The sequence below is a fragment of the Microbacterium sp. SW12 genome (assembly GCF_055391095.1).
On sequence record NZ_AP024335.1, the window covers coordinates 1,041,661 to 1,063,674 of the forward strand.

Annotated in this window: 23 protein-coding genes and 1 pseudogene; 18 read left to right on the plus strand and 6 right to left on the minus strand. The window is 67.9% G+C overall.

Annotated features, from left to right (window positions below):
* Positions 1–6: 6 nt before the first annotated feature.
* The gene (gene dapF, locus MICSW_RS05215; protein WP_228177756.1) at positions 7–879 is read left to right on the plus strand and encodes a diaminopimelate epimerase; all 873 of its coding nucleotides are present in this window, start codon (positions 7–9) and stop codon (positions 877–879) included.
* A gap of 15 nt (positions 880–894) precedes the next feature.
* Here the strand turns inward: dapF and MICSW_RS05220 are convergent, their stop codons facing one another.
* Positions 895–1,536, minus strand: a complete 642-nt coding sequence (locus MICSW_RS05220) for a class I SAM-dependent methyltransferase (RefSeq protein ID WP_228177757.1) — start codon at positions 1,534–1,536, stop codon at positions 895–897.
* Positions 1,537–1,621: 85 nt separating this feature from the next.
* Here MICSW_RS05220 and hflX point away from each other — a divergent pair, with 85 nt between their 5' ends.
* Complete coding sequence (gene hflX, locus MICSW_RS05225) at positions 1,622–3,169, plus strand: GTPase HflX (RefSeq protein WP_292733400.1); 1,548 nt, start codon at positions 1,622–1,624, stop codon at positions 3,167–3,169.
* Here the strand turns inward: hflX and MICSW_RS05230 are convergent.
* The 4 genes from MICSW_RS05230 to lexA form a co-directional block, all read right to left on the minus strand.
* Entirely contained in the window at positions 3,132–3,836 is a 705-nt protein-coding gene (locus tag MICSW_RS05230) for a prolyl oligopeptidase family serine peptidase (RefSeq protein WP_464498243.1), read from the minus strand. The two genes, hflX and MICSW_RS05230, sit on opposite strands and share 38 nt — an antisense overlap.
* The gene (locus MICSW_RS05235) at positions 3,737–5,071 is read right to left on the minus strand and encodes a TolB-like translocation protein (protein WP_464497285.1); all 1,335 of its coding nucleotides are present in this window, start codon (positions 5,069–5,071) and stop codon (positions 3,737–3,739) included. Before MICSW_RS05235 ends, MICSW_RS05230 begins: the two co-directional genes overlap by 100 nt.
* Before the next feature lie 10 nt (positions 5,072–5,081).
* Positions 5,082–6,452 (minus strand): hypothetical protein, encoded by a 1,371-nt coding sequence (locus tag MICSW_RS05240; protein ID WP_464497288.1) that lies wholly within the window; start codon positions 6,450–6,452, stop codon positions 5,082–5,084.
* 62 nt (positions 6,453–6,514) lie between these two features.
* Entirely contained in the window at positions 6,515–7,195 is a 681-nt protein-coding gene (lexA, locus tag MICSW_RS05245) for a transcriptional repressor LexA (protein ID WP_228177760.1), read from the minus strand.
* 264 nt (positions 7,196–7,459) lie between these two features.
* Between lexA and MICSW_RS05250 the strand changes: the two genes are divergently transcribed.
* From MICSW_RS05250 to MICSW_RS05275, 6 genes are all read left to right on the plus strand, one after another.
* Complete coding sequence (locus MICSW_RS05250) at positions 7,460–7,834, plus strand: LysM peptidoglycan-binding domain-containing protein (protein WP_228177761.1); 375 nt, start codon at positions 7,460–7,462, stop codon at positions 7,832–7,834.
* A gap of 43 nt (positions 7,835–7,877) precedes the next feature.
* The gene (locus MICSW_RS05255) at positions 7,878–8,972 is read left to right on the plus strand and encodes a histidinol-phosphate transaminase (protein ID WP_228177762.1); all 1,095 of its coding nucleotides are present in this window, start codon (positions 7,878–7,880) and stop codon (positions 8,970–8,972) included.
* Positions 8,969–9,574, plus strand: a complete 606-nt coding sequence (gene hisB, locus MICSW_RS05260) for an imidazoleglycerol-phosphate dehydratase HisB (protein WP_228177763.1) — start codon at positions 8,969–8,971, stop codon at positions 9,572–9,574. Before MICSW_RS05255 ends, hisB begins: the two co-directional genes overlap by 4 nt.
* Positions 9,571–10,239, plus strand: coding sequence for an imidazole glycerol phosphate synthase subunit HisH (gene hisH, locus MICSW_RS05265; RefSeq protein WP_464497299.1), 669 nt, complete (start codon positions 9,571–9,573; stop codon positions 10,237–10,239). The genes hisB and hisH overlap by 4 nt, the downstream gene beginning before the upstream one ends.
* Before the next feature lie 63 nt (positions 10,240–10,302).
* The gene (gene priA, locus MICSW_RS05270) at positions 10,303–11,049 is read left to right on the plus strand and encodes a bifunctional 1-(5-phosphoribosyl)-5-((5-phosphoribosylamino)methylideneamino)imidazole-4-carboxamide isomerase/phosphoribosylanthranilate isomerase PriA (RefSeq protein WP_195693440.1); all 747 of its coding nucleotides are present in this window, start codon (positions 10,303–10,305) and stop codon (positions 11,047–11,049) included.
* Entirely contained in the window at positions 11,033–11,845 is an 813-nt protein-coding gene (locus MICSW_RS05275; RefSeq protein WP_347424927.1) for an SseB family protein, read from the plus strand. The genes priA and MICSW_RS05275 overlap by 17 nt, the downstream gene beginning before the upstream one ends.
* Positions 11,846–11,892: 47 nt before the next feature.
* Here the strand turns inward: MICSW_RS05275 and MICSW_RS05280 are convergent, their stop codons facing one another.
* A complete protein-coding gene (locus tag MICSW_RS05280) occupies positions 11,893–12,321 on the minus strand; it encodes a DUF1844 domain-containing protein (protein ID WP_464497304.1) in 429 nt (142 codons plus the stop codon).
* A 278-nt stretch (positions 12,322–12,599) separates the two neighbouring features.
* Between MICSW_RS05280 and infC the strand changes: the two genes are divergently transcribed.
* From infC to pheT, 10 genes and pseudogenes are all read left to right on the plus strand, one after another.
* A complete protein-coding gene (gene infC, locus MICSW_RS05285) occupies positions 12,600–13,217 on the plus strand; it encodes a translation initiation factor IF-3 (protein ID WP_464498245.1) in 618 nt (205 codons plus the stop codon).
* Between the two features lie 46 nt (positions 13,218–13,263).
* Positions 13,264–13,457, plus strand: a pseudogene (rpmI, locus tag MICSW_RS05290) (50S ribosomal protein L35).
* Positions 13,458–13,487: 30 nt separating this feature from the next.
* Complete coding sequence (gene rplT, locus MICSW_RS05295) at positions 13,488–13,871, plus strand: 50S ribosomal protein L20 (RefSeq protein WP_228177768.1); 384 nt, start codon at positions 13,488–13,490, stop codon at positions 13,869–13,871.
* A 113-nt stretch (positions 13,872–13,984) separates the two neighbouring features.
* A complete protein-coding gene (locus MICSW_RS05300; RefSeq protein ID WP_347424928.1) occupies positions 13,985–14,782 on the plus strand; it encodes a TrmH family RNA methyltransferase in 798 nt (265 codons plus the stop codon).
* Between the two features lie 89 nt (positions 14,783–14,871).
* Positions 14,872–15,666 carry an amino acid ABC transporter ATP-binding protein gene (locus MICSW_RS05305; RefSeq protein ID WP_347424929.1) on the plus strand — a complete coding sequence of 265 codons (795 nt, stop codon included), beginning with the start codon at positions 14,872–14,874 and terminating at the stop codon, positions 15,664–15,666.
* A 73-nt stretch (positions 15,667–15,739) separates the two neighbouring features.
* Positions 15,740–16,609, plus strand: coding sequence for a glutamate ABC transporter substrate-binding protein (locus tag MICSW_RS05310; protein WP_347424930.1), 870 nt, complete (start codon positions 15,740–15,742; stop codon positions 16,607–16,609).
* A gap of 55 nt (positions 16,610–16,664) precedes the next feature.
* A complete protein-coding gene (locus tag MICSW_RS05315) occupies positions 16,665–17,312 on the plus strand; it encodes an amino acid ABC transporter permease (RefSeq protein WP_347424931.1) in 648 nt (215 codons plus the stop codon).
* A complete protein-coding gene (locus tag MICSW_RS05320) occupies positions 17,309–18,247 on the plus strand; it encodes an amino acid ABC transporter permease (protein ID WP_464497316.1) in 939 nt (312 codons plus the stop codon). The genes MICSW_RS05315 and MICSW_RS05320 overlap by 4 nt, the downstream gene beginning before the upstream one ends.
* Before the next feature lie 55 nt (positions 18,248–18,302).
* Positions 18,303–19,358, plus strand: coding sequence for a phenylalanine--tRNA ligase subunit alpha (gene pheS / locus MICSW_RS05325; protein ID WP_464497319.1), 1,056 nt, complete (start codon positions 18,303–18,305; stop codon positions 19,356–19,358).
* Entirely contained in the window at positions 19,358–21,892 is a 2,535-nt protein-coding gene (gene pheT, locus MICSW_RS05330; RefSeq protein WP_464497322.1) for a phenylalanine--tRNA ligase subunit beta, read from the plus strand. The genes pheS and pheT overlap by 1 nt, the downstream gene beginning before the upstream one ends.
* Positions 21,893–22,014 lie beyond the last annotated feature (122 nt).

Sequence of the window (22,014 nt, forward strand, 5' to 3'; positions counted from 1 at the left end):
GAAGGCATGTCGACCCCCATCTCGTTCACCAAGGGCCACGGCACCGGCAACGACTTCGTCATCGTGCCCGACGCCGACGGGGAGCTCGACCTCTCCGACGACCAGGTCGCGGCGCTGTGTGACCGCCGGTTCGGGGTCGGCGCCGACGGACTGCTGCGGGTTGTGCGGGCCGCGGCGATCCCCGAGGGTGCTGCGGCTACAGCCGCTGGCGTCGAGTGGTTCATGGACTACCGGAACGCCGACGGGTCTGCTGCGGAGATGTGCGGGAACGGCATCCGTGTCTTCGTGCGCTACCTCACGGCGGTCGGCTGGGCGGATGCCGACGCCGGGCCCGTGCTCGTGGGCACCCGAGCAGGAATCAAGCCCGTGACGGCACACCAGCGCGGCTTCGAAGTGGATCTCGGTGCCTTCCGGATCGACGAGTCCGAGGTGCTGGTTCGCGCACGCCATCTCGATGTCGCCCGGCCCGGAATCGGGGTGGATGTCGGTAACCCCCACGTCGTGGTAGCGCTCCCCACGGCCGAAGAACTCGCCGGCATCGATCTTTCCCGCGTCCCGCAGCTGGACCCGGCTCCCGCCGCAGGCGCGAACATCGAGTTCGTCGTGCCGAACGATCCGCTCGTGCAGGGCGGCACCGGGGGCCTGAGCATGCGGGTTTTCGAACGCGGCGTCGGTGAGACGCTCTCATGCGGCACGGGGGTCGCTGCGGCTGCGCTTGCGGTCCGCCACTGGGCGGGTGCTGCAGCTCCGGATGCTTGGCAGGTCGGCGTCCCCGGCGGTGAACTCGGGGTTCGCGTGGCGTCAGTGGACGGCGAGTCGCACGTCTTCCTCGCGGGGCCTGCGACCCTGGTCTTTTCCGGCGAGATGGCCCTGGCCTGACCGTGCGGCCAGGCGTCAGACGACGTCGATGGCAGCGGTCGGCGTCGACCCGTGGCGACGCACGCGTAGCACCCGAAAGCCCTTGGCGGTAGCAGAGCGATGCACCGAGTAGCCGCGGTGGAATGTCGTGGCCATCCACCGCTGCAGGGAGTCCGAACCGAGGTTACGCGAGACGACGAGCCACGCATCCGAGCGCTCATCCAGTCGCGGAATCCACTCCTCGAGTAACCCGTGCAGCTGGTCCTTGCCGACCCGGATCGGGGGGTTGGAGCGGATCGTCCGAAAGACGACATCATCGGGAACATCGCCCGGCAGCACGGCGTTGACATTGGCAAGGCCGAGTTCGCTCGCGTTGGAGCGCACGAGGTCGAGAGCCCGTTCGTTGACGTCAACGGCCCACACCGTGGCGTGCGGAGCATCCATCGCGAGGGTCAGCGCGATGGGACCCCACCCGCACCCGAGGTCCAGCAGATGCCCGCCCGCAGGCGGGGGAGGAGTGTTCTCGAGCAAGACGGTGGTGCCGGTGTCGATGTGATCCGGACTGAACACCCCGCCGGCCGTAGTGACCTCCACCGGATGCCCCGCGATCGAGACACGGATGCGCCGGAGGTTTTCGGGACTGGAAGGCGACGACGAGAAGTAGTGATCGCTCTCCATGGCGACGAGCGTAGCGGAGGACGGGCCGCCTCCGGGAGGCTAGAGTTTACGGATGCCTGATGCCGGGCATCCCACGGAAATGATGATGGACGAGATCCCAGACACCCAGAACGCCCCAGCGGAGCACCCTGTCGACCCTGTTGACCGGGTGCTTGAGCGCGCCCGCGGCCGATCCGACGTGTGGGTGTTCGGGTCGGCTCAGGCTTTGCAGGATGCCGCGACGGCTGGAGGAGCGGACTCCGACGGCGACCAGTGGGATCGCGAAGAACGCGCGGCGCTCCGACGCATCCCGGGCCTGTCGACCGAACTCGAAGACGTCACCGAGGTCGAGTACCGCCAGCTTCGGCTCGAGAACGTCGTTCTTGTCGGCGTCCACCCCCAGGGTGAGCAGGAGAATGCCGAGAACTCCCTTCGGGAGCTCGCCGCGCTCGCCGAGACTGCCGGAGCCGTCGTGCTCGATGGCGTCCTCCAGCGCCGCCCTCACCCGGATCCCGCCACCTACCTCGGACGAGGCAAGGCCGAGGAGCTCCGCGACATCGTCGCCTCGCTTGGCGCCGACACTGTGATCGCCGACACCGAACTCGCGCCGAGCCAGCGGCGCGCACTCGAGGATGTCGTCAAGGTCAAGGTAATCGACCGCACCACGGTCATCCTCGACATCTTCAGCCAGCACGCGAAGAGCCGCGAGGGCAAGGCGCAGGTCGAACTCGCCCAACTGGAGTACCTCCTGCCGCGCCTTCGCGGCTGGGGTGAGTCGATGAGCCGCCAGGCCGGTGGCCAGGTCGGTGCCGGCGGAGCCGGTATGGGTTCTCGCGGTCCCGGTGAGACCAAGATCGAACTCGACCGCCGCCGCATCCGTACTCGGATGGCGCAGCTGCGGCGGCAGATCCGCGATTTCGCGCCGGCGCGGGATGCCAAGCGCGCTGAGCGCCGCCGCAATACGGTGCCGTCGGTTGCGATCGCGGGGTATACGAACGCGGGCAAGTCGAGCCTGCTCAATCGGCTCACGAACGCCGGAGTACTGGTCGAAAACGCCCTGTTTGCGACGCTGGATGCGACGGTGCGCCGTACCGAGGCGTCCGATGGTCGGGTCTACACCCTCACCGACACCGTCGGTTTCGTGCGCAATCTGCCGCACCAGCTGGTTGAAGCCTTTCGGTCGACTCTCGAGGAGGTCGGCCAATCGGACGTGATCGTGCACGTCGTGGATGCTTCACACCCCGACCCCGCGGCGCAGTTGGCTACCGTTCGTGACGTCATCGGCGATGTCGGAGCGCGTGACCTGCCGGAGATCGTCGTCTTCAACAAGGCCGACCTCGTCGACGAATCGACGCGCATGGTTCTTCGGGGGCTGGAGCCCGCGGCGCTGTTTGCCTCTTCCCGCACGGGGGAGGGCATAACCGAGCTTCGGGCTGCCATCGAGCGGGCTCTTCCGCTTCCGGCGGTCGAAGTCCACGCGATCGTTCCCTATGACCGCGGCGACCTGATCTCCGCCGCACACGAGTCCGGGCACGTCATCGCCATCACCCACGAGGAGTCCGGGACGGCCCTCCACGCATTCGTATCCGAGAAGCTTGCAGCCGAGCTCGCGCCTTTCAGCTCAGCGTCAGCGGTGCGGCGCCTGGGGGAGTGAACCCGAACACCGCGCCGAGGAAGGCAAGCTCCGTTTCGATGGCGTGGATGACGGTCTCGGCGCGCCGGAAGCCGTGAGCCTCTCCCTCGTAGAGGACGTAGGCATGCGGGATGCCGCGCGCAGCTAGCGCTTCTCGAATGGCCTCTGCCTGTGCTGGGGGTACGACTTCGTCCTCCGCTCCCTGAAGCAGGAGCATGGGAACGTCGAAGCCGTCGGGATGCGAGAGCGGAGAGCGCTCCAGATAGAGGTGTTCCGCCTCGGGGAGCGGGCCGATGAGGCCATCGAGGTACCGAGCCTCGAAGTCGTGGGTATCGGCAGCGAGCGCGCGAGCATCGCCGACGCCGTAGCGGGACACCCCGGCGGCGAACACGTTGGTCTGGACGATCGCTGCGAGGACTGTCCAACCGCCCGCGGATCCGCCGTCGATCGCTATGCGGGCAGGATCTGCCAGTCCGGCCTCCGCTAGCGCAAGCGCCGCGTCGCGCACGTCCTCGACGTCAACGACACCCCACTGCCCCCGGAGCCTCTCGCGATATTCGCGCCCGTACCCGGTTGAGCCGCCGTAGTTCACGTCCAGCACACCGATTCCACGGCTGGTGAAGTAGCTGATCTTCGGGGATGCCGCACCGCCGACATGGCCCGTCGGACCACCGTGTACGAGGACGATGTAGGGCGGAAGCTCCCCCTCCGGAGCGGCCGCCTCCGGGTTCGTCGGGGGAAGGCGAAGGCGTGGACCTCACCCCGGGGGCCTTCGGTGCTTAGCTCGATCGGCCGCGGCGTCCATTCGGCAGGCCAGGCGCTTTCACCGCCGGCGACCGGCTCCCAGCGCGCGCTGTCGATATCGACCAGCCACACGCCGGCGGCGCCGTCCGTCCGGGAGCCGATCACGAGGGCACGCCGGCCCGCGGCATCCTCGACCGACACGTCGGAACTCACCGGTCCGCCGAGATCGTGCATATCGCCGCCGGGAGCGACGGCGACGACCCGATCGGTGCCCTGGGTGCGGACGCAGACAGCGGTGCCGTCTGCCCCCAGGGCATACCAGCGCCCCCCGAGGGACCACAGCGGCCCTCCGGTGTCCTCCGGGGCCGGGGCGATGGGCGTTGCGCCGTGAGAGGCCGACCAGGAGTGCAGGTTCCACCGACCATCGGGGTCGTCGAGGAACACGAGTCTGTCGGTGTCCAGCCACTCGGGTTGCAGGGGCGCTCGGTCTGGGCCACCGGCGACGGTCTGCCACTTCTCGATACGGCCGTTCACGAATCGACCGAGACGGAGCTCGGTGCTATCCCATGGCATGGCTGGATGATTCCAGGCGATCCAGGCGAGGTGGGATCCGTCGGGCGAAACCGCGGGGTGGGCGACGAAGTCACTCCCCGCCACCACGGAGACGATCTGATCCACATCGCTCGCGGCAGAACCGTTGCGCGGAACTCGCACGATGTCGCGAGCGGGAACGCCGGGCCGTGTGTGGTCTTCTCGGATCGCCCACAGCTCTCCGGCGGCGAACCGCAGTCCACCGAATCGCATCCGCGTCCCGGCCGGTGTCAGGGCGCGCGGCTCAGAATCCGGGGCGAGGATCCAGATCCGCTGGTCAGTCTTCTCGACGAAGCACAACGCGCCGTCATCCGTCGCTGCCCACGGGCCGCCGCCGTACTCGTGCACACGAGACCGAGCGTTCCACGGGGCGGGCAGGAGCTCTTCGACAGTCCCATCGGCCAGGCGCCGTCGGACTGTCGTGCGCCCACTCTCGGCTGGAACGCTCTGTCCCCACCAGATCTCCTCGCCGTCTGGGGCCGCGACGAACGCCGCACCTTCGTAGCGCGGGGACGCCGCGGCGACGGATGCTGCGGAGATCGGAGACGGCCAGGTGCCGTAGGGGAGCCGGGGAAGGGAGGAAGCCATGGTCCCCACGCTACGCGCGGTCGCTGGCGCGCTCCTCGACGACGATCTCCTCGGAGCCGTCCGCGTCGGCCACGTCCACCTCGATGACCTCGACCTCGACGATCTCGCGCCGCTGCAGCAACTCGAGGACCCACGCGACGATCAGCGTCACGAGGAACACCAGGACGACGTCGCTGAAGGAAAGTGGGCGGAGCGCAAGAAGCCAGATGACCGCGAGGACGACCAGCGCGATCCGGATCGCGACGCGGTACCGAGCGAGGAAGCGTCCGAAGGCGCCAGTGTTGAGTCCCCGCGCGGCGAGAGCGCCGCGGATAGTCGCGTTGAAGCCGCTTACGCCGCCACGGGTGGCGGTGGCTGAACGGCTCGACCCCATCAGCCAGCCGATGACCGCGATCACGAGACCGAGCAGCGCGATCACAAGCGCGCTCTGCGCCATGGATGCGGTGAGCTGCGCATAGATCACACTGAGGGCCGACGGGGAGAGGTCGAGCTGGCCGGCTACGACGGTACTTGCTGCAGCGCCGATACTGAATCCGGCAGCGAGCATGCCGCCGCCGATGAACAGTCCGACCCCCGTACCGATTACCGCGACGCTGCGGCGCCGCGCGATGACGATGGCCAGGACGAACAGCGCGATGGTCACGATCGAGAGCCACCAGCCGACAGCATCAGCGAGCGCATAGACAGTCCGGAACGCGATGAGCGCCTCGCCGTCGCCGATGATGATGGTCTTGTCGATGCCGGGGATGAGCCCGGCAACGCCGACCCCACTCTCGGTGAGCCGTTCCTTGACCTGGTCGATGATCGGGCCCAGCGCGATCCCGAGGCCGTCGTTGTCGAGGACGAGGATTCCGCCGCCGTCGGCTGTCGCGACGGTCGTGATCGAGCGGTGGACACCCCGAAGCGCGAAGGCCCAGACATCCGAGAAGGCATCTGACTCCACGATGCGTTCGACCGCGGAGTTGACCAGGTTCTGCACGCCCTGGGCAGCCGGCGCGCGCAGTGCGTTGAGCGCTGTCGATGCCGCGGGAGGCAGTCCCAGGTCCTCAATGCCGTCGAAGACCTGGTCGGTGAGGCCCGCGAAGTCGACCTGCGCATCGATGGCTGCCGTCGCCTCATCGACGATGAGTTCCTGGACGGCGGGATCCTCGGTCAACGGGGCGAACGTCGACACGAAGGCATCCTCGTCGACCAGCTGCACGCGTGCCCACGTGGTGACCACCGACACCGGCACGAGAATCGTCGCGATCACGATGACGAACGCCGACAGGGCGGCGCGCCACCACCCACCGGACGGGGAGGTGCGGACCGTCAGACGCGCGTTTTCAGCCTCGAGGGCGCGGATCCGGGATTCGAGGTCTTCGGGTGTCGGCGAGCTCATGGGCCCCATTTTGGCGGAAGACCACGTTCACCGCCTCACCCGAATATGGCGATCGGTGCGGCTCAGACCGCGCGAAGGACCGCCACGACCTTGCCGAGGACCGTCGCTTCGTCGCCGAGGATGGGTTCGAAGGCTGAATTGCGGGGGAGAAGCCAGGTGTGTCCATCCCGCTGGCGAAATGCCTTGACCGTCGCTTCACCGTCGAGCATCGCGGCGACGATGTCGCCGTTCTCGGCGGTCGCCTGGGAGCGTACGACCACCCAGTCACCGTCACAGATCGCAGCGTCGATCATCGATTCGCCGCTGACCCGCAACATGAAAAGCTCACCTTTGCCGACGAGCTGTCGGGGAAGCGGGAAGATCTCTTCGATCTGCTGATCAGCGGTGATCGGCACGCCAGCGGCAATGCGCCCGACGAGCGGCACCATCGCTGCGTCGCCGACAGACGGCGCGGTGTCTGCGGGGTTTTCAGCGGCCATGCCCGGTAGGTCGATGAGCACCTCCATTGCGCGCGTCTTGCCGGCATCGCGGCGAAGGTATCCGCTCAGTTCCAGCTGGTTGAGCTGATGCGTGACGCTCGAGAGGCTCTTGAGCCCGACGGCATCGCCGATCTCACGCATGCTCGGCGGGTAGCCGTTTCGGGCGATCGAGCGCTGGATCACCTCAAGAATCGCGAGCTGTTTCTCGCTGAGGCTGCGCCGCCGCCGCGTACTAGCGCGTTCCCGTACCGGCTCCTCGTTCATTGCCCCGCTCCTGTCGCTGCTCGCATCTGCCCGCACTCGTCTTCGAATGTCGGAGGTTGGTGATGACCTGTCTTCATCGAAACCGTAACCGCCTCAATACCCTTTCGGGGATACCCGGCCCGCGTGTCGTGTTCGAAACATCCCCGGGAGGAATCCGACTTGACAGCCAGAATACTCGAAGATAACTTCGGAAGAGAGCTTCGCATCCGCCACTCCTGGCCGGGCGGTGGATGCGAATCTCTCCTCGAGATGACGGAGGATGACATGACGACGATTGCTCTCGGCACCGCACCCACGACGATCGCTGCGGCCCGACCCGCCGCGAAACGGCTTCGACTGACTGCTCGTGGTCGAGCCGTCCTCACGGCGCTTGCTGCGCTGCCGGCGGTCATCGTCATCCTCGGCGTCATCTGGGGTGGCGGTGCCGCCCTCGCCTCCCTTGATTCCTCGGCGCCGGCGGGGACGTTCGAGACGGTCACCGTTTCGGCGGGGGACTCCCTGTGGTCCATCGCGCAAGAGATCGCACCGGATGCCGACCCCCGCGACGTCGTGGCCGAGATCTCCCGCCTGAACGGTCTGACGGGAAGCGTTGTGAGCGCGGGGCAGCAGCTCGCTATCCCCCTCGCCTACAGCGAGTGAATCCTGCTGAAGAACCGAGTGCGGCCTCATCAGGCACCGTACGATGGGACGGGTGACGATTCGCCTCGATGATCTTCCGCTCCGCGATGACCTACGGGGTCTCACCCCGTACGGCGCACCGCAGGCGCCACTTCCTGTCGCCCTGAATGTCAACGAGAACACTCACCCGGTGCCGCGGGAGGTAGCCGACGACATCCTGGATGCGATCGGACGCGCCCTCGGCGAGATCAACCGCTACCCGGACCGCGAGTTCCGGGAACTGCGTGAGGGATTCGCCGAGTACCTTCGCCATGGCCTCGTCGCCGACCAGATCTGGGCGGCGAACGGATCGAACGAGGTGCTTCAGCACGTTCTCCAGGCGTTCGGCGGGCCGGGGCGTCGCGCCTTCGGGTTCGCTCCCACCTATTCGATGTACCCCTTGCTGACGCGAGCGACCGGGGCCGAGTGGGTCTCCGGAAGCCGAGGTGCCGACTACACGGTGGATGCCGTATCGGCGGTCGACCAGATCGCTGCCGCCGATCCCGACATCGTGTTCCTGTGCGCCCCCAATAATCCGACAGGGACGCCGATGAGCCTCGAGGTGATCGAGGCCGCCTACGAGGCGACGCGCGGGATCGTGATCGTCGATGAGGCGTACTTCGAGTTCGCGCCTCGAACGGCGCCATCCGCGCTGTCGTTGCTGCCGGGCCGCGAACGCCTCCTCGTTTCGCGCACCATGAGCAAGGCGTTCGCCTTCGCCGGAGCCCGCGTTGGCTACCTCGCTGCCGATCCCGCCGTGATCGATGCCTTGCGGTTGGTGCGGTTGCCTTACCACCTCAGTTCGCTCACGCAGGCGGCGGCGCTCGCTGCGCTTGCCCACGCCCCGGTGATGCTCCAGATGGTGGATGAGATCGTGATGCAGCGCGATCGCATCTCGGCGACAGTCGAAGCTCTCGGCTACCGCGCCTACGAGTCGTGGACCAACTTCGTGCTGTTCAGCGGGGTAGAAGACCCCGGACGCACGTGGCAACAGCTTTATGATCGCGGCATCCTCGTTCGTGACATCGGCATCCCGCGCAGCCTGCGGGTGTCGGCCGGCACCGCCGAGGAGACCACCGCGTTTCTGGAAGCACTCGCGTCGATAGACTCTCGCGCATGAGCAGCAGCCGCACCGCATCGGTCACGCGAGCCACGAGCGAGTCGCGCGTCGAGTTGAGCCTTGACCTCGATGGCACCGGCGCCAGCACGATCGACACCGGCGTCCCGTTCTACGATCACATGCTCACGGCGTTCGCGAAGCACTCCCTGACCGACCTCACGGTGCGTGCCGAAGGTGACGTGGAGATCGACGCTCACCACACCGTCGAGGATGTCGCGATCGTGCTCGGTGACGCCATCCGTGAAGCCCTCGGCGACAAGTCGGGCATCTCGCGTTACGGCGACGCGCTCGTTCCGCTGGACGATGCCTTGGCCCAAGCTGTCGTGGACATCAGTGGACGTCCTTACCTCGTGCACGACGGCGAGCCCGACGGGTTCGCGCTTCACCTGATCGCCGGTCACTTCACGGGGTCGCTCGTGCGGCACACCTTCGAGGCGATCAGCTACCACGCCGGCCTCACCGTCCACCTCCGGGTTCTGGCTGGCCGTGATCCGCACCACATCGCCGAGGCCGAGTACAAGGCCTTCGCGCGCGCTTTCCGCCAGGCCAAGGCACTCGATCCCCTCGTGCGCGGTATCCCGAGCACGAAGGGTGCGCTGTGACCTCGGCGTCGACAACGACCGCGCGGCCGACGGTCGCCGTTCTGGACTACGGATCCGGCAATGTTCACTCTGCGGTCAAGGCGCTGGCCCTGGCGGGGGCTGACGCCCGCCTGACCGATGACCGCGACCTGATCATGGCTGCGGACGGTCTGGTCGTTCCGGGCGTCGGCGCCTTCCGCTCCGTCGTGGATGCGCTGCGCGAATCCCGGGCGGATCAGCTCATCGAGCGACGCTTGGCGGGCGGACGACCCGTGCTCGGGATCTGCGTCGGTATGCAGGTGATGTTCGAGCACGGTGTCGAGCGCGGAGCCGACAGTCTCGGACTCGGACAGTGGCCCGGCGCGGTGACCGAGCTCGACGCTCCCGTCCTGCCGCACATGGGGTGGAACACCGTCGAGGCCGGCTCAGGCTCGACGCTGTTCCGCGGGATCGAGTCGGAACGGTTCTACTTCGTCCACTCCTACGCGGCGCAGCACTGGACCCTCCCGTCGCAGGAGCCCTTCCCGAGCGCGGTCGTCACGTGGGCCACGCACGGCGTCCCGTTCGTGGCAGCCGTGGAGAACGGTCCGCTGGCGGCGACGCAGTTCCATCCCGAGAAATCGGGCGAGGCGGGCATCCGGTTGCTGGCGAATTGGATCGCGAGCCTTCCCGCGGCTACCCTCTGAACTCGTGCCTGCCTCCGAGAGTCATCGGCGTGCCGCGGGCTCCGTGAACCCGCCCGAGGAACCATGAACGACTTCGCGTCAACGCCCGAATTGATCCTGCTGCCCGCCGTCGATGTCGCCGATGGCAAGGCGGTGCGCCTCACGCAGGGTGCCGCGGGGTCGGAGACGAGCTACGGCGACCCGGTGGAGGCCGCCGTCGACTGGGCTCGGCAGGGCGCGCAGTGGATCCACCTGGTCGACCTGGATGCCGCCTTCGGCCGCGGCAGCAACGTCGGCGTCATTCGCAAGGTCATTAAGCAGGTCAAGGGCGTGCACGTCGAGGTATCGGGCGGCATCCGGGATGACCGCAGCCTCGAGCTTGCGATCGAGTACGGCGCCGAGCGCGTCAACCTCGGCACCGCCGCACTCGAGAACCCGGAGTGGGCGGCCGACGTGATCGGGCGGTACGGCGAGCTGGTTGCCGTCGGACTGGACGTTCGGGGAACGACCCTCGCCGCCCGCGGCTGGACGCAGGAGGGCGGCGACCTGTGGGCGGTGCTCGATCGTCTCGAGGATGCCGGATGCAGTCGCTACGTCGTCACCGACGTCACCAAGGACGGGACGCTGCGCGGCCCGAATCTCGACCTGCTTCGTGAGGTCACCACACGCACCCCCAAGCCGGTGATCGCGTCGGGCGGGGTGGCGACCCTGGATGACATCGCCGCGCTGCGCGAACTCGTTCCGCTCGGTGTCGAGGGAGCCATCGTCGGGAAGGCGCTGTACTCAGGTGCCTTCACCTTGGCCGAGGCGCTGGATGTCGCCGGAGGCTGACGATCGGTGCACCGGCGGTTCCGCTGCTGACGCACCACGACACACTGCAGACTCCGCCGGGTTTCCCTGGGAAGGTCGCAGCTTCGAGGCGAACCCGTTCTCCGGTGACGATGGATCGGCAGATCCCGAGCTCGTCAGCGCGATCGAGCGATTCCGGGCGGGTCAGGCTCCCGTCGGTGCGGTGATCGACGCGTACCGGTCGGCGCGCCTGTTGATCCCCCTCATCGCCGAGAAGGGCGACGAGGGGGTCGGCGCTCACGGGTTGACCGTCGACAAGACGCAGGAGCTGTCGATCGTCACCGTTGCCGCGCCCGACGGCAGGCGTGTGCTGCCGGTGTTCTCGTCGGTCGCGGCGATGAGCGTGTGGGACACCGCGGCGCGTCCCGTTCCGGCCGACGGCGTGCGCACCGCCGCGGCAGCCGTCGACGACGGCACAGACTTGATCGTGCTCGATCCCGGATCCGAGACCGAGTTCGTCATCCGTCGTCCCGCCGTGTGGGCTATCGCGCAGGGGCAGGCGTGGGAGCCTGCCCACTCTTCACCCGAGGTCTTCGCCGGATTCCAGGAGAGCATCGGCGCGGAGCTTGCCGTTCTCGATCTGTCGCTGGCCCCCGCTGATCCGCAGGCGCGGGGGAGAGGGCCCGAGGTGCAGGTCCAGCTGGACATCATGCCGGGCCTGGACCGCGAGGAGCTCGATGCCGTGCTGCAGCGGCTCGCGAAGCGCTGGTCGACGGATGACCGCATCGCGGTCCTCGTGGACTCCCTGGCCGTGAAGATCCGGCGCTCACAGGCCTGAGGACTCGCGCCCTGGCGCGGCGCATCCGGAGTGCGCGTCGGCTCTGGTCAGGTGACCGGACCGGTCCACTTCTCGCCCGGCCCCTTGCCGATCGGATCGTGAATGACGGATGCCTCGCGGAACGCGAGCTGCAGTGAGCGCAGGCCATCGCGCAGTGAGCGAGCGTGCATGTCGCTGATCTCCGGGGCACCTGCCGTGATCAGACCGGCGAGGGCGTTGATGAGTTTGCGAGCCTCATCGAGGTCTTTCTGCCGGTCGGGGTCGTCGGCGAGCCCGACCTTGACGGCGGCGGCGCTCATGAGGTGCACGGCGGTGGTCGTGATGACCTCGACCGCGGGAACGTCGGCGATGTCTCGGGACGCGGCAGCGGCGGCCTCGGCATCCTCTTCCCAGCGCTGCTCGCGCTCGCGGTCTCGGCGGTCTGCCGATTCGCTGTCGGATGCTGCGGAGTCGGGGATACCGGGAATCGTCGACACGTGGTGCTTTCTGCTAGACTCATGCGGGCTCCGGAGCGTCATGCCCCGGACACGAAAGAGGATCACATCCCACCCGCGCTTGCCGCTCAAGGCTACCGGGTCCACGCACTCCGCTTCTGCTGGCAACCTGGTTGTCGGGGGAGGTCGCACTCGAAGAACAGTCGAGTGGCAGGGTGCACGAAGCCGATGCCATGCGTCGAGCGGGTGGAGTGTTCTGATCTCACCCGCGACGCACCCCGTGTCGTGGTGCCTTACACCCGCACGAAGAGGAGTTCCGCATCAGCGATCCCCGTATCAACGACCGCATTCGCGTGCCCGAGGTCCGTTTGGTCGGTCCCGGCGGCGAACAGGTCGGTGTCGTTCGCGTCGAAGTCGCGCAGCGTCTGGCTCAGGAGGCCGATCTCGATCTCGTCGAGGTCGCTCCGAACTCGAAGCCGCCCGTGGTCAAGATCATGGATTACGGCAAGTTCAAGTACGAGGCTGCGCAGAAGGCGAAGGAAGCGCGACGCAATCAGGCCAACACGGTCCTGAAGGAAGTCCGGTTCCGCCTGAAGATCGAGCCGCACGACTACGAAACCAAGCGCAAGCACGCGGAGTCGTTCCTGAAGGCCGGCGACAAGGTCAAGGCAATGATCCTGTTCCGTGGTCGCGAGCAGTCGCGTCCCGAGCAGGGTGTGCGCCTGCTGCGCCGGTTCGCAGAGGACGTCGCCGAGTTCGGAACCGTCGAATCGAACCCCACGATCGACGGCCGCAACATGACGATGGTGATCGCACCGCACAAGAACAAGTCCGAGGCGAAGGCCGAGCAGAACGCCCAGCGCGCTGCCACCAAGGAGGCTGCACGTCAGTCCGCCCGCGGTGAAGCCCCCGAGCCCACGGCCGCTCCCGCCGAGTAGGCCCCCAGACTCCCGCCCGGCGGGAACCACAACGAAGGAAAACAAGATGCCGAAGCAGAAGACCCACTCGGGTGCCAAGAAGCGCTTCAAGGTCACCGGAACCGGGAAGATTAAGAAGCAGCAGGCGAACCTCCGCCACAACTTCGAGGGCAAGCCCACCAAGCGCACGCGCCGTCTGTCGGCAGACAAGATGCTCGCCCCGGTGACGCGAAGGTCGCCAAGAAGCTCCTCGGCATCTGAGCGCCCCGGTACGAACAGGAACGAAACGAAATGGCTAGAGTCAAGCGGGCTGTCAACGCCCACAAGAAGCGTCGCGTCATCCTCGAGCGCGCATCCGGCTACCGCGGACAGCGCTCGCGCCTGTACCGCAAGGCGAAGGAGCAGGTCACCCACTCGCTCGTCTACGCGTACCGCGACCGCCGCAAGCGCAAGGGCGACTTCCGTCGCCTGTGGATCCAGCGCATCAACGCGGCGAGCCGCCAGAACGGTCTCACCTACAACCGTTTCATCCAGGGCTTGAACCTGGCGGGTGTCCAGGTCGACCGACGGATGCTGGCCGAGCTGGCCGTCAACGAGCCGAAGGTGTTCGCTTCGCTCGTCGACACCGCCAAGAAGGCTCTGCCGAGCGACGTCAACGCACCGAAGTCGGCCTGAGCCGTCCGTCCCGACGAGAGGGGGCGTCTTCCTTCGGGGAGGCGCCCCCTCTCGCGTTCGTCGCCGACGGGGACGGTCGGGATCCGGTCACGTGCTGCCCCTAAACTGGGCCCGTGCTGGAGAATCCGCGATCGCCGCGCGTGCGCGCCGTCGCGAAGCTCTCCAAGCGCAGCGCGCGCCAGGAGACGGGGCTCTTCCTCCTCGAGGGCCCGCAGTCGGTGCGCGAAGCGCTCACCTACCGGCCCGAGGCGGTCGTCGAGCTGTACGCGACCCCGACCGCTCTCGATCGGCATCCCGATATCCGGGACGCGGCACGGGCGGTCGCGCTGGTTCCCGAGCTCGCGGCGGACGCGGTTCTGGACGCCATGGCCGACACGGTCACTCCGCAGGGGATCGTGGCCGTCGCCCGTCAGACGCCTTCGTCGCTCGAGGCCGTCTTCGACGCCGCACCTCGTCTTGTCGCGATCTGCGAGCAGGTTCGCGATCCGGGGAACCTCGGCACGATCATCCGCGCGGCCGATGCAGCGGGCGCCGATGCCGTGGTTCTCACGGGAAAATCCGTCGATCCCTATAATCCCAAGGTCGTCCGCTCGACGACGGGCTCGCTCTTCCACCTCCCGATCGCGGTCGGCATCGATCTGGCTGACGCGGTCGACAAAGCTCACGCCGCCGGGGTGCGCGTCGTCGCCGCGGACGTGGACGGCACCGACTTCCTCGTCTCACGGCCGCTGCTCGCCGAGCCGACGGCGTGGCTCTTCGGCAACGAGGCGCGCGGGCTCGAGGAGGACGCGCTCTCGCATGCCGATCTGGCGCTTCGGCTGCCGATCTACGGCAGGGCCGAGTCGCTCAACCTCGCCACCGCCGCGAGCGTGTGTCTCTACGAGACAGCGTTCGCGCAGCGGTCCGGCTGATTTCCCGCCCGTACAGACCCGGTTACAGCTCGATTAAAGTCGTTCGCTCGTCCTGGCTCGACCCCCGATGGCCCGACTATCGTCGGCCCATGACGACATCCGACGCCCCGTCGGCGGCCCGCACGGCGAACATCACCGTGCGACGCGGTGAGCCTCTCGTGGTCATCGACCACGTCGACAAGCACTTCGGCGACCTGCATGTGCTGCGCGACATCAGCACCGTCGTCAACCGGGGAGAGGTCGTCGTCGTGATCGGACCCTCCGGATCGGGCAAGTCGACGCTGTGCCGCGCCGTGAACCGCCTCGAGACCATCGACTCCGGGACGATCTCCATCGACGGCGTCCCGCTGCCCGAGGAGGGTCGCGCGTTGGCGACACTGCGTGCCGACGTCGGAATGGTGTTCCAGTCCTTCAACCTCTTCGCGCACAAGAGCGTCCTCGAGAACGTCACGCTCGGGCCGATCCGGGTCCGCGGCATGAAGAAGAAGGACGCCGAGACGAAGGCCATGGCGCTGCTCGACCGCGTCGGCGTGGGCGACCAGGCGGCGAAGATGCCCAGTCAGCTCTCCGGGGGTCAGCAGCAGCGCGTCGCGATCGCACGCTCGCTCGCGATGACACCGAAGCTCATTCTCCTCGACGAGCCGACAAGCGCGCTCGACCCGGAGATGATCAACGAGGTCCTGGACGTCATGGTGGGACTCGCACACGAGGGAATGACGATGATCGTCGTCACGCACGAGATGGGATTCGCCCGCAAGGCGGCCGATCGCGTGCTGTTCATGGCCGATGGAGCAATCGTCGAAGAAGCCGCGCCCGAGCAGTTCTTCACGAACCCCCAGAGCGAGAGGGCGAGGGACTTCCTGTCCAAGATCCTCGAGCACTGAAGGCCCGATCCGCGTCGCGGGCGGGAATCGAGAAGAGGTCGCTCCGGCGGCCGCGCACAGCAAAGGACGAGACATGAAGCGAGTGAGACTCCCTCTCATCGCGCTGGCAGCCGCCGGCGCCCTGGCGCTGACGGCCTGCGGCAGCGCAGACACCACCGGCGGGGAATCGACCGGTGAGACCACCGAGGAGATGACCTTCGAAGCGGGCACGACGATGGCGGCGCTGGCCGAGGCCGGCACGATCACGATCGGCACGAAGTTCGACCAGCCGCTGTTCGGCCTGCTCGGCCCGAGCGGCGAGCCGGAGGGCTTCGACGTGGAGATCGGCAAGATCATCGCGTCCGAGCTGGGGATCGCCGAAGACGACATCGAGTGGGTCGAGACGGTCTCGGCCAATCGTGAGCCGTTCATCGAGAACGGGCAGGTCGACATCGTCGTCGCGACGTACACGATCAACGACGAACGCAAGGAGGTCGTCTCCTTCGCCGGTCCGTACTACCAGGCGGGGCAGTCGATCCTGGTGCTCGCCGACAACGAGGACATCACGAGCGAGGACGACCTCGTCGGTCAGCCGGTGTGCTCGGTGACTGGGTCGACGCCGGCGGCGATGCTCGAGGAGATCGGCGCCGAGCCGGTGCTCACCGACACGTACTCGAACTGCCTGGAGCCGTTGCGCAACGGTCAGGTCGTCGCCGTGTCGACCGACAACGTGATCCTCGCCGGGCTCGCCGCGCAGAACGAGGGCGAGTTCAAGGTCGTCGGCGAGCCGTTCACCGAGGAGCCGTACGGCATCGGTCTCGCGCTCGATGACACCGAGTTCCGGATGTGGATCAACGACGTGCTCGAGGCGTCCTACGCCGACGGCCGCTACGAGCAGGCGTGGAACGACACCGCCGGCGCCGTGCTGCCGTTCGTCGAGCCACCCGCGCCCGATCGCTACTGATAGCGGGAAGGGGTGCCCCGCGGGGCGCCCCTTCCTCCGGGAGACAGGAGGAGGGATGGAGCAGCTCTGGTCGTTGATGCCGGAATTCTGGGAGGGTTTCCGCGTCACCCTGCTGTTGCTTGCCGTGTCCGGCGTGCTCGCACTGGTCCTCGGAACCGCGATCGCCGCGATGCGTATATCGCCGGTACCGGTGCTGCGCGGGTTCGCCGCCTTCTGGACCGAGATCGCGCGCAACACGCCGCTGACGCTCGTCTTCTTCTTCACGGCGTTCGTGTTGCCGATGCTCGGGGTGCGTGCGCCGTTCCTGCTGCTCGCCTTCGTCGCGCTGACCTACTACACCTCACCGTTCGTGGCGGAGGCCTTGCGCTCGGGGGTCAACGGGGTGCCGGTCGGCCAGGCCGAGGCCGCGCGCAGCATCGGGCTCGGCTTCCGCCAGACGGTCTCGCTCGTGGTGCTCCCGCAGGCGTTCCGCATGACAGTTCCGCCCCTCATCAACGTGTTCATCGCGCTGACGAAGAACACCTCGGTCGCGGGCGGGTTCTTCGTCGTCGAGCTCTTCGCGACGACCCGGCAGCTGGCGAACAACAACGGCAACCTCGTCATCCCGATCCTGCTCGTCGCCGCGGCCCTCTACCTGGTGATCACCGTTCCGCTCGGATTCGCGGCCGGGCAGCTCGAGAAGCGCTGGGTGGTGAGTCGATGAGCGGATCGAGCGTCCTCTTCGACGCCCCGGGGCCGCGAGCCCGCCGCATCTCGCTCTTGGCATCGGTCGTGGCTGCTCTCGCGCTGCTCGGGCTCGCCGTGTGGCTGTTCGTCCTGCTCGCCGCGCCGCGGGATTCGGGCGGGATCACCCTCCCTGGGATGTTCGACGCCAGCCGCTGGGACATCTTCGTCGACCCCGAGGTCTGGGAGTTCATCGGCGCAGGCGTGCTCAACACGCTGCGCGCGGCGGCCGTCGCCGCCGTCGGCGCGGTCCTTCTCGGGATCGTGTTCTCTCTCGTTCGCAGTTCCACGCACGCCTGGCTGCGCATCCCGACCGCCTGGCTGCTGGAGTTCTTCCGCGGCATGCCGGTGCTGCTGATGATGCTCTTCATCCTGCTCGTCGCCTCGACCGGGGCCTTCTGGGCTGTCGTGATCGCTCTGATCGTCTACAACGGCACGCTCATCGGCGAGGCGCTCCGAGCCGGGCTGGCGGCGCAGCCGCGAGGGCAGCGGGAGGCGGCGCTGAGCATCGGGATGCGCCACGTCCAGTCGAAGATCCTCGTGGAGTTCCCGCAGGCGTTCCGGCAGATGCTCCCGATCATCGTCGCTCAGCTCGTCGTGCTGCTCAAGGACACGTCATTGGGGTACATCGTCGGGTACAACGAGACGATCCGCGCCACGATGTACAACCTCAGCAGCTACTTCGGAAACCGCTACCTCTTCTCGCTCTTCGCCGTCACCCTGGCCATCTATCTCACGATCAATCTCTCGCTGTCCTGGTTCGCTCGCTGGCTCTCGCGTCGCACGGCCTCGGGGTACCGAAAGGGGGGACCCGCGGGCCCGCCCGCGGGGGGAACCGCCGATCCGACGTCGGCGATCCGGTTGGCCGATGCCGATGCCGCCCGCCTCGCCGCCGCCGAGGAGCCCGACAGGTAGCGTCCCGACGGCGGCGGACGGCGGCCGCGACCGGTCGTCGGTAGACTCGACTCTCGTGTCTGACGCCCCCGGATCCGTACCTCCAGAGATCAGCCCCGAGACGGTCGAGGCCGCCGTCCTCGCCGCCCTGTCGGCCTTCACGGATGCCGACGACAGCGCCGCGCTGAAGGTCGCCCGCGCGACCCACATGGGGGACGGGTCGCCGCTCGCGAAGCTGAACGCGCTGCTGCGCGATGTCGCCCCCGAGCGCAAGGCTGAGTTCGGCAAGCTCATCGGGCAGTCCCGTGGGCGCGTCGCCCAGGCCCTCGCGGCGCGTGAGACGGAACTCGAAGCCGCTGAGCTGGCGGCCCGCCTGGATGCCGAAGCGATCGACATCACGGCGTTGCCTTCGCGCGCGCGGGTCGGTGCCCGGCATCCGCTCACCCTGCTGCAGGAGGAGATCTCGGATGTCTTCGTCGGCATGGGCTGGGAGGTTGCGGAGGGGCCTGAGCTCGAGCACGAGTGGTTCAACTTCGACGCCCTCAACTTCGACGTCGATCACCCTGCCCGCCAGATGCAGGACACCTTCTTCGTCGACCCGATCGATCGGCATCTCGTCATGCGCACGCACACGAGCCCCGTGCAGGTGCGCTCGATGCTCGATCGTGAGCTTCCGGTCTACGTCGTGTGCCCCGGACGCGTGTATCGCACCGACGAGTTCGACGCGACGCACCTGCCCGTCTTCTCGCAGGTCGAGGGGCTCGTCATCGACAAAGGCATCACGATGGCGCACCTGAAGGGCACGCTCGACCACTTCGCGCGCGTCCTGTTCGGGCCCGAGGCCAAGACGCGTCTGCGCACCAACTACTTCCCGTTCACGGAGCCGAGCGCGGAGCTCGACCTGTGGCACCCCACCTTCAAGGGCGGTGCGCGGTGGATCGAGTGGGGCGGCTGCGGCATGGTCAACCCGAACGTCCTCCGAGCTGCCGGAATCGATCCCGAAGAGTACTCCGGGTTCGCGTTCGGGATGGGGATCGAGCGCACCCTGATGTTCCGCAGCGACGTGAAGGACATGCGCGACATGGCCGAGGGTGATGTGCGCTTCAGTGAGCAGTTCGGGATGGTGGTGTGATGCGCGTTCCGCTGTCGTGGCTGCGTGAGTTCGTCGAGGTGCCCGCCGAGGCAACTCCCGAGGATGTCCTCGCAGCACTAGTGTCGGTCGGCTTCGAAGAAGAGGACGTTCACCGCTTCGATCTGTCGGGTCCGATCGTGGTGGGCGAGGTTCTCGAGTTCGTCGAGGAGCCGCAGTCCAACGGCAAGACGATCCGGTGGTGCCAGGTGCGCGTTGCAGACGGAGAGGGCACGGATGACGCGCCAGCCGTCCGCGGCATAGTGTGCGGCGCGAGCAATTTCTTCGCCGGCGACAAGGTGGTCGTGACGCTGCCCGGAGCGGTGCTGCCGGGACCCTTCCCGATCGCCGCGCGCAAGACCTACGGACATGTCTCGGACGGCATGATCGCGTCGGCCAAGGAGCTGGGGCTCGGTCAGGACCATTCGGGGATCCTGCGTCTGGTCGAACTCGGCATCGACGCTCCCGTGGGCTCGGATGCCATCGCGCTGCTGGGGCTTGACGATGAGGCAGTCGAGATCAACGTGACCCCCGACCGCGGCTACGCGCTCTCGATCCGGGGTGTGGCGCGCGAATACTCGCACGCCACGGGGGCGGCGTTCCGCGACCCTGCGGACCGGCCCTGGGAGGACGTGGATCCCGGCGAGGGCTTCCCGATCACCGTCGATGACCCCAACCCCATTCGTGGTCAGGTCGGAGCCTCCGAATTCGTTGTGCGTCTCGTGCGTGATGTGGACGCTTCCAAGCCCACACCACCGTGGATGATCACGCGGCTGACCCTCGCCGGCATCCGGCCCCTCGGCATCCTCATCGACATCACCAACTATGTGATGCTCGAGCTCGGGAACCCCATCCACGGGTACGACTACGACACCCTGCGGGGCGGGATCACCGTGCGACGCGCTCGCGCTGGTGAGAAGCTCGAGACCCTCGATGGGCAGGTGCGCGCGCTCGACGCCGAGGACCTCCTGATCACCGACGAGTCCGGTCCGATCGGACTTGCCGGAGTGATGGGCGGGGCCACGACAGAGATGGGGCCCGCGACGCGCACCGTGCTCGTCGAGGCAGCCCGGTTCGACCCGGTGTCGATCGCGCGGACGGCGCGCCGACACAAGCTGTCGTCGGAAGCCTCGCGCCGCTTCGAACGAGGCGTGGACCCCGCTATTGCCTTCGCGGCCGCTCGTCGGGTAGCAGACCTGATGGTGGAGCTGGCTGGCGGGACGCTTGACACGTCGTTCGGGGGCGCGCTGCGCTCTGGTCACGAACAGGCGGCGATCGAGCTGCCGCAAGGCTTCGTCTCTGGTCTGATCGGCGTCGACTACACGGCCGACCAGGTCGTCGAGGCCCTCCGACTGATCGGTTGCGACATCCAGGATGCCGGCACCGACGCGGCCGCGCCCTGGCTGGTCTTCCCGCCGTCGTGGCGTCCCGACCTCACCGACCGGTGGACCCTTGCCGAAGAGGTGGCTCGCATCCATGGGCTCGATCAGGTGCCCTCCGTGCTGCCCACTCCGCCGTCGGGGCGCGGGCTCACCTCGGCCCAGCGCGCGCGCCGACGCGTCTCGAACGCGCTGGCAGCCGCCGGCTACGTCGAGACGCCGTCGTTCCCGTTCGCCACCGTCGAGAGCAATGACCTTCACGGCAGCGCCGACGGGGGCCATCTTCCGAGCATCAAGCTCGCGAACCCGCTGGACGGCCAGTTGCCCTTCCTGCGCCGTTCGCTCGTGCCGGGCCTGCTGCAGGTCGCGCACCGCAACGTGTCGCGCGGACTGGTCGATCTCGCCCTGTTCGAGACCGGTGTCGTGTTCCTCCCCGCTGCGGGCGTCGAGTACGGGACGCCGTTCGTGCCGCCGCTCGGCGTTCGCCCGGATGCCGCCACGCTCGCAGGACTTGACGCGTCGATTCCGTCGCAGCCGCGCCATGTCGCGGTGCTGCTGACCGGAGCGCGGGTGGCCAAGCAGCCCGGTCAGGGCGCCGAGGCTGCAGACCTCGCCGATGTCATCGACGCCGTTCGCACCGTCGCTTCGGCGGCGGGCGTCGACGTGACGATCGTCCAGACGCGGCGCGCTGCGCTGCATCCGGGGCGCGCGGGCGATGTTCGTGTCGGTGATGTCACCGTCGGCTATGTCGGCGAGCTCCTGCCCGCCGTGGCAGCAGACGCCGACCTGCCCGGCCGCGTCATCGTTGCCGAGCTGGACCTGGATCTCATGATCTCTCTCGCGGGGGAGCGGGTTGTCGCGGCGTCCCTGTCTGGGTTCCCGGCTGCGACGCAGGATGTCTCGCTCGTCGTGTCGGAGGCGGTTCCCGCGGCCGAGGTCGAGGCGGCGCTCGTCTCGGGCGCCGGTGACCTGCTCGAGGCAGTGCGTCTGGTTGACGACTACCGCGGGCCGGGTGTTGATCCGGGCACGAAGAGTCTGACCTACGCGCTGCGCTTCCGGGCCCCCGACCGTACTCTGACGGCGGCGGAGGCCACCGAGGCGAAACTGGCAGGTGTCGCTGCTGCTGCCGAGCGGTTCGGGGCGCGCATCCGGGAGTAAGACACATCGGTCGTCGTGATCGCGGCGCCGGTTCCTGCACTAACGGGGACCGCCCGCTACGCTGGCGAAGGGTCCGGGCGCAGAGGCCGGCCCCTCGCCGCGACCACACGACCCGATAGGAG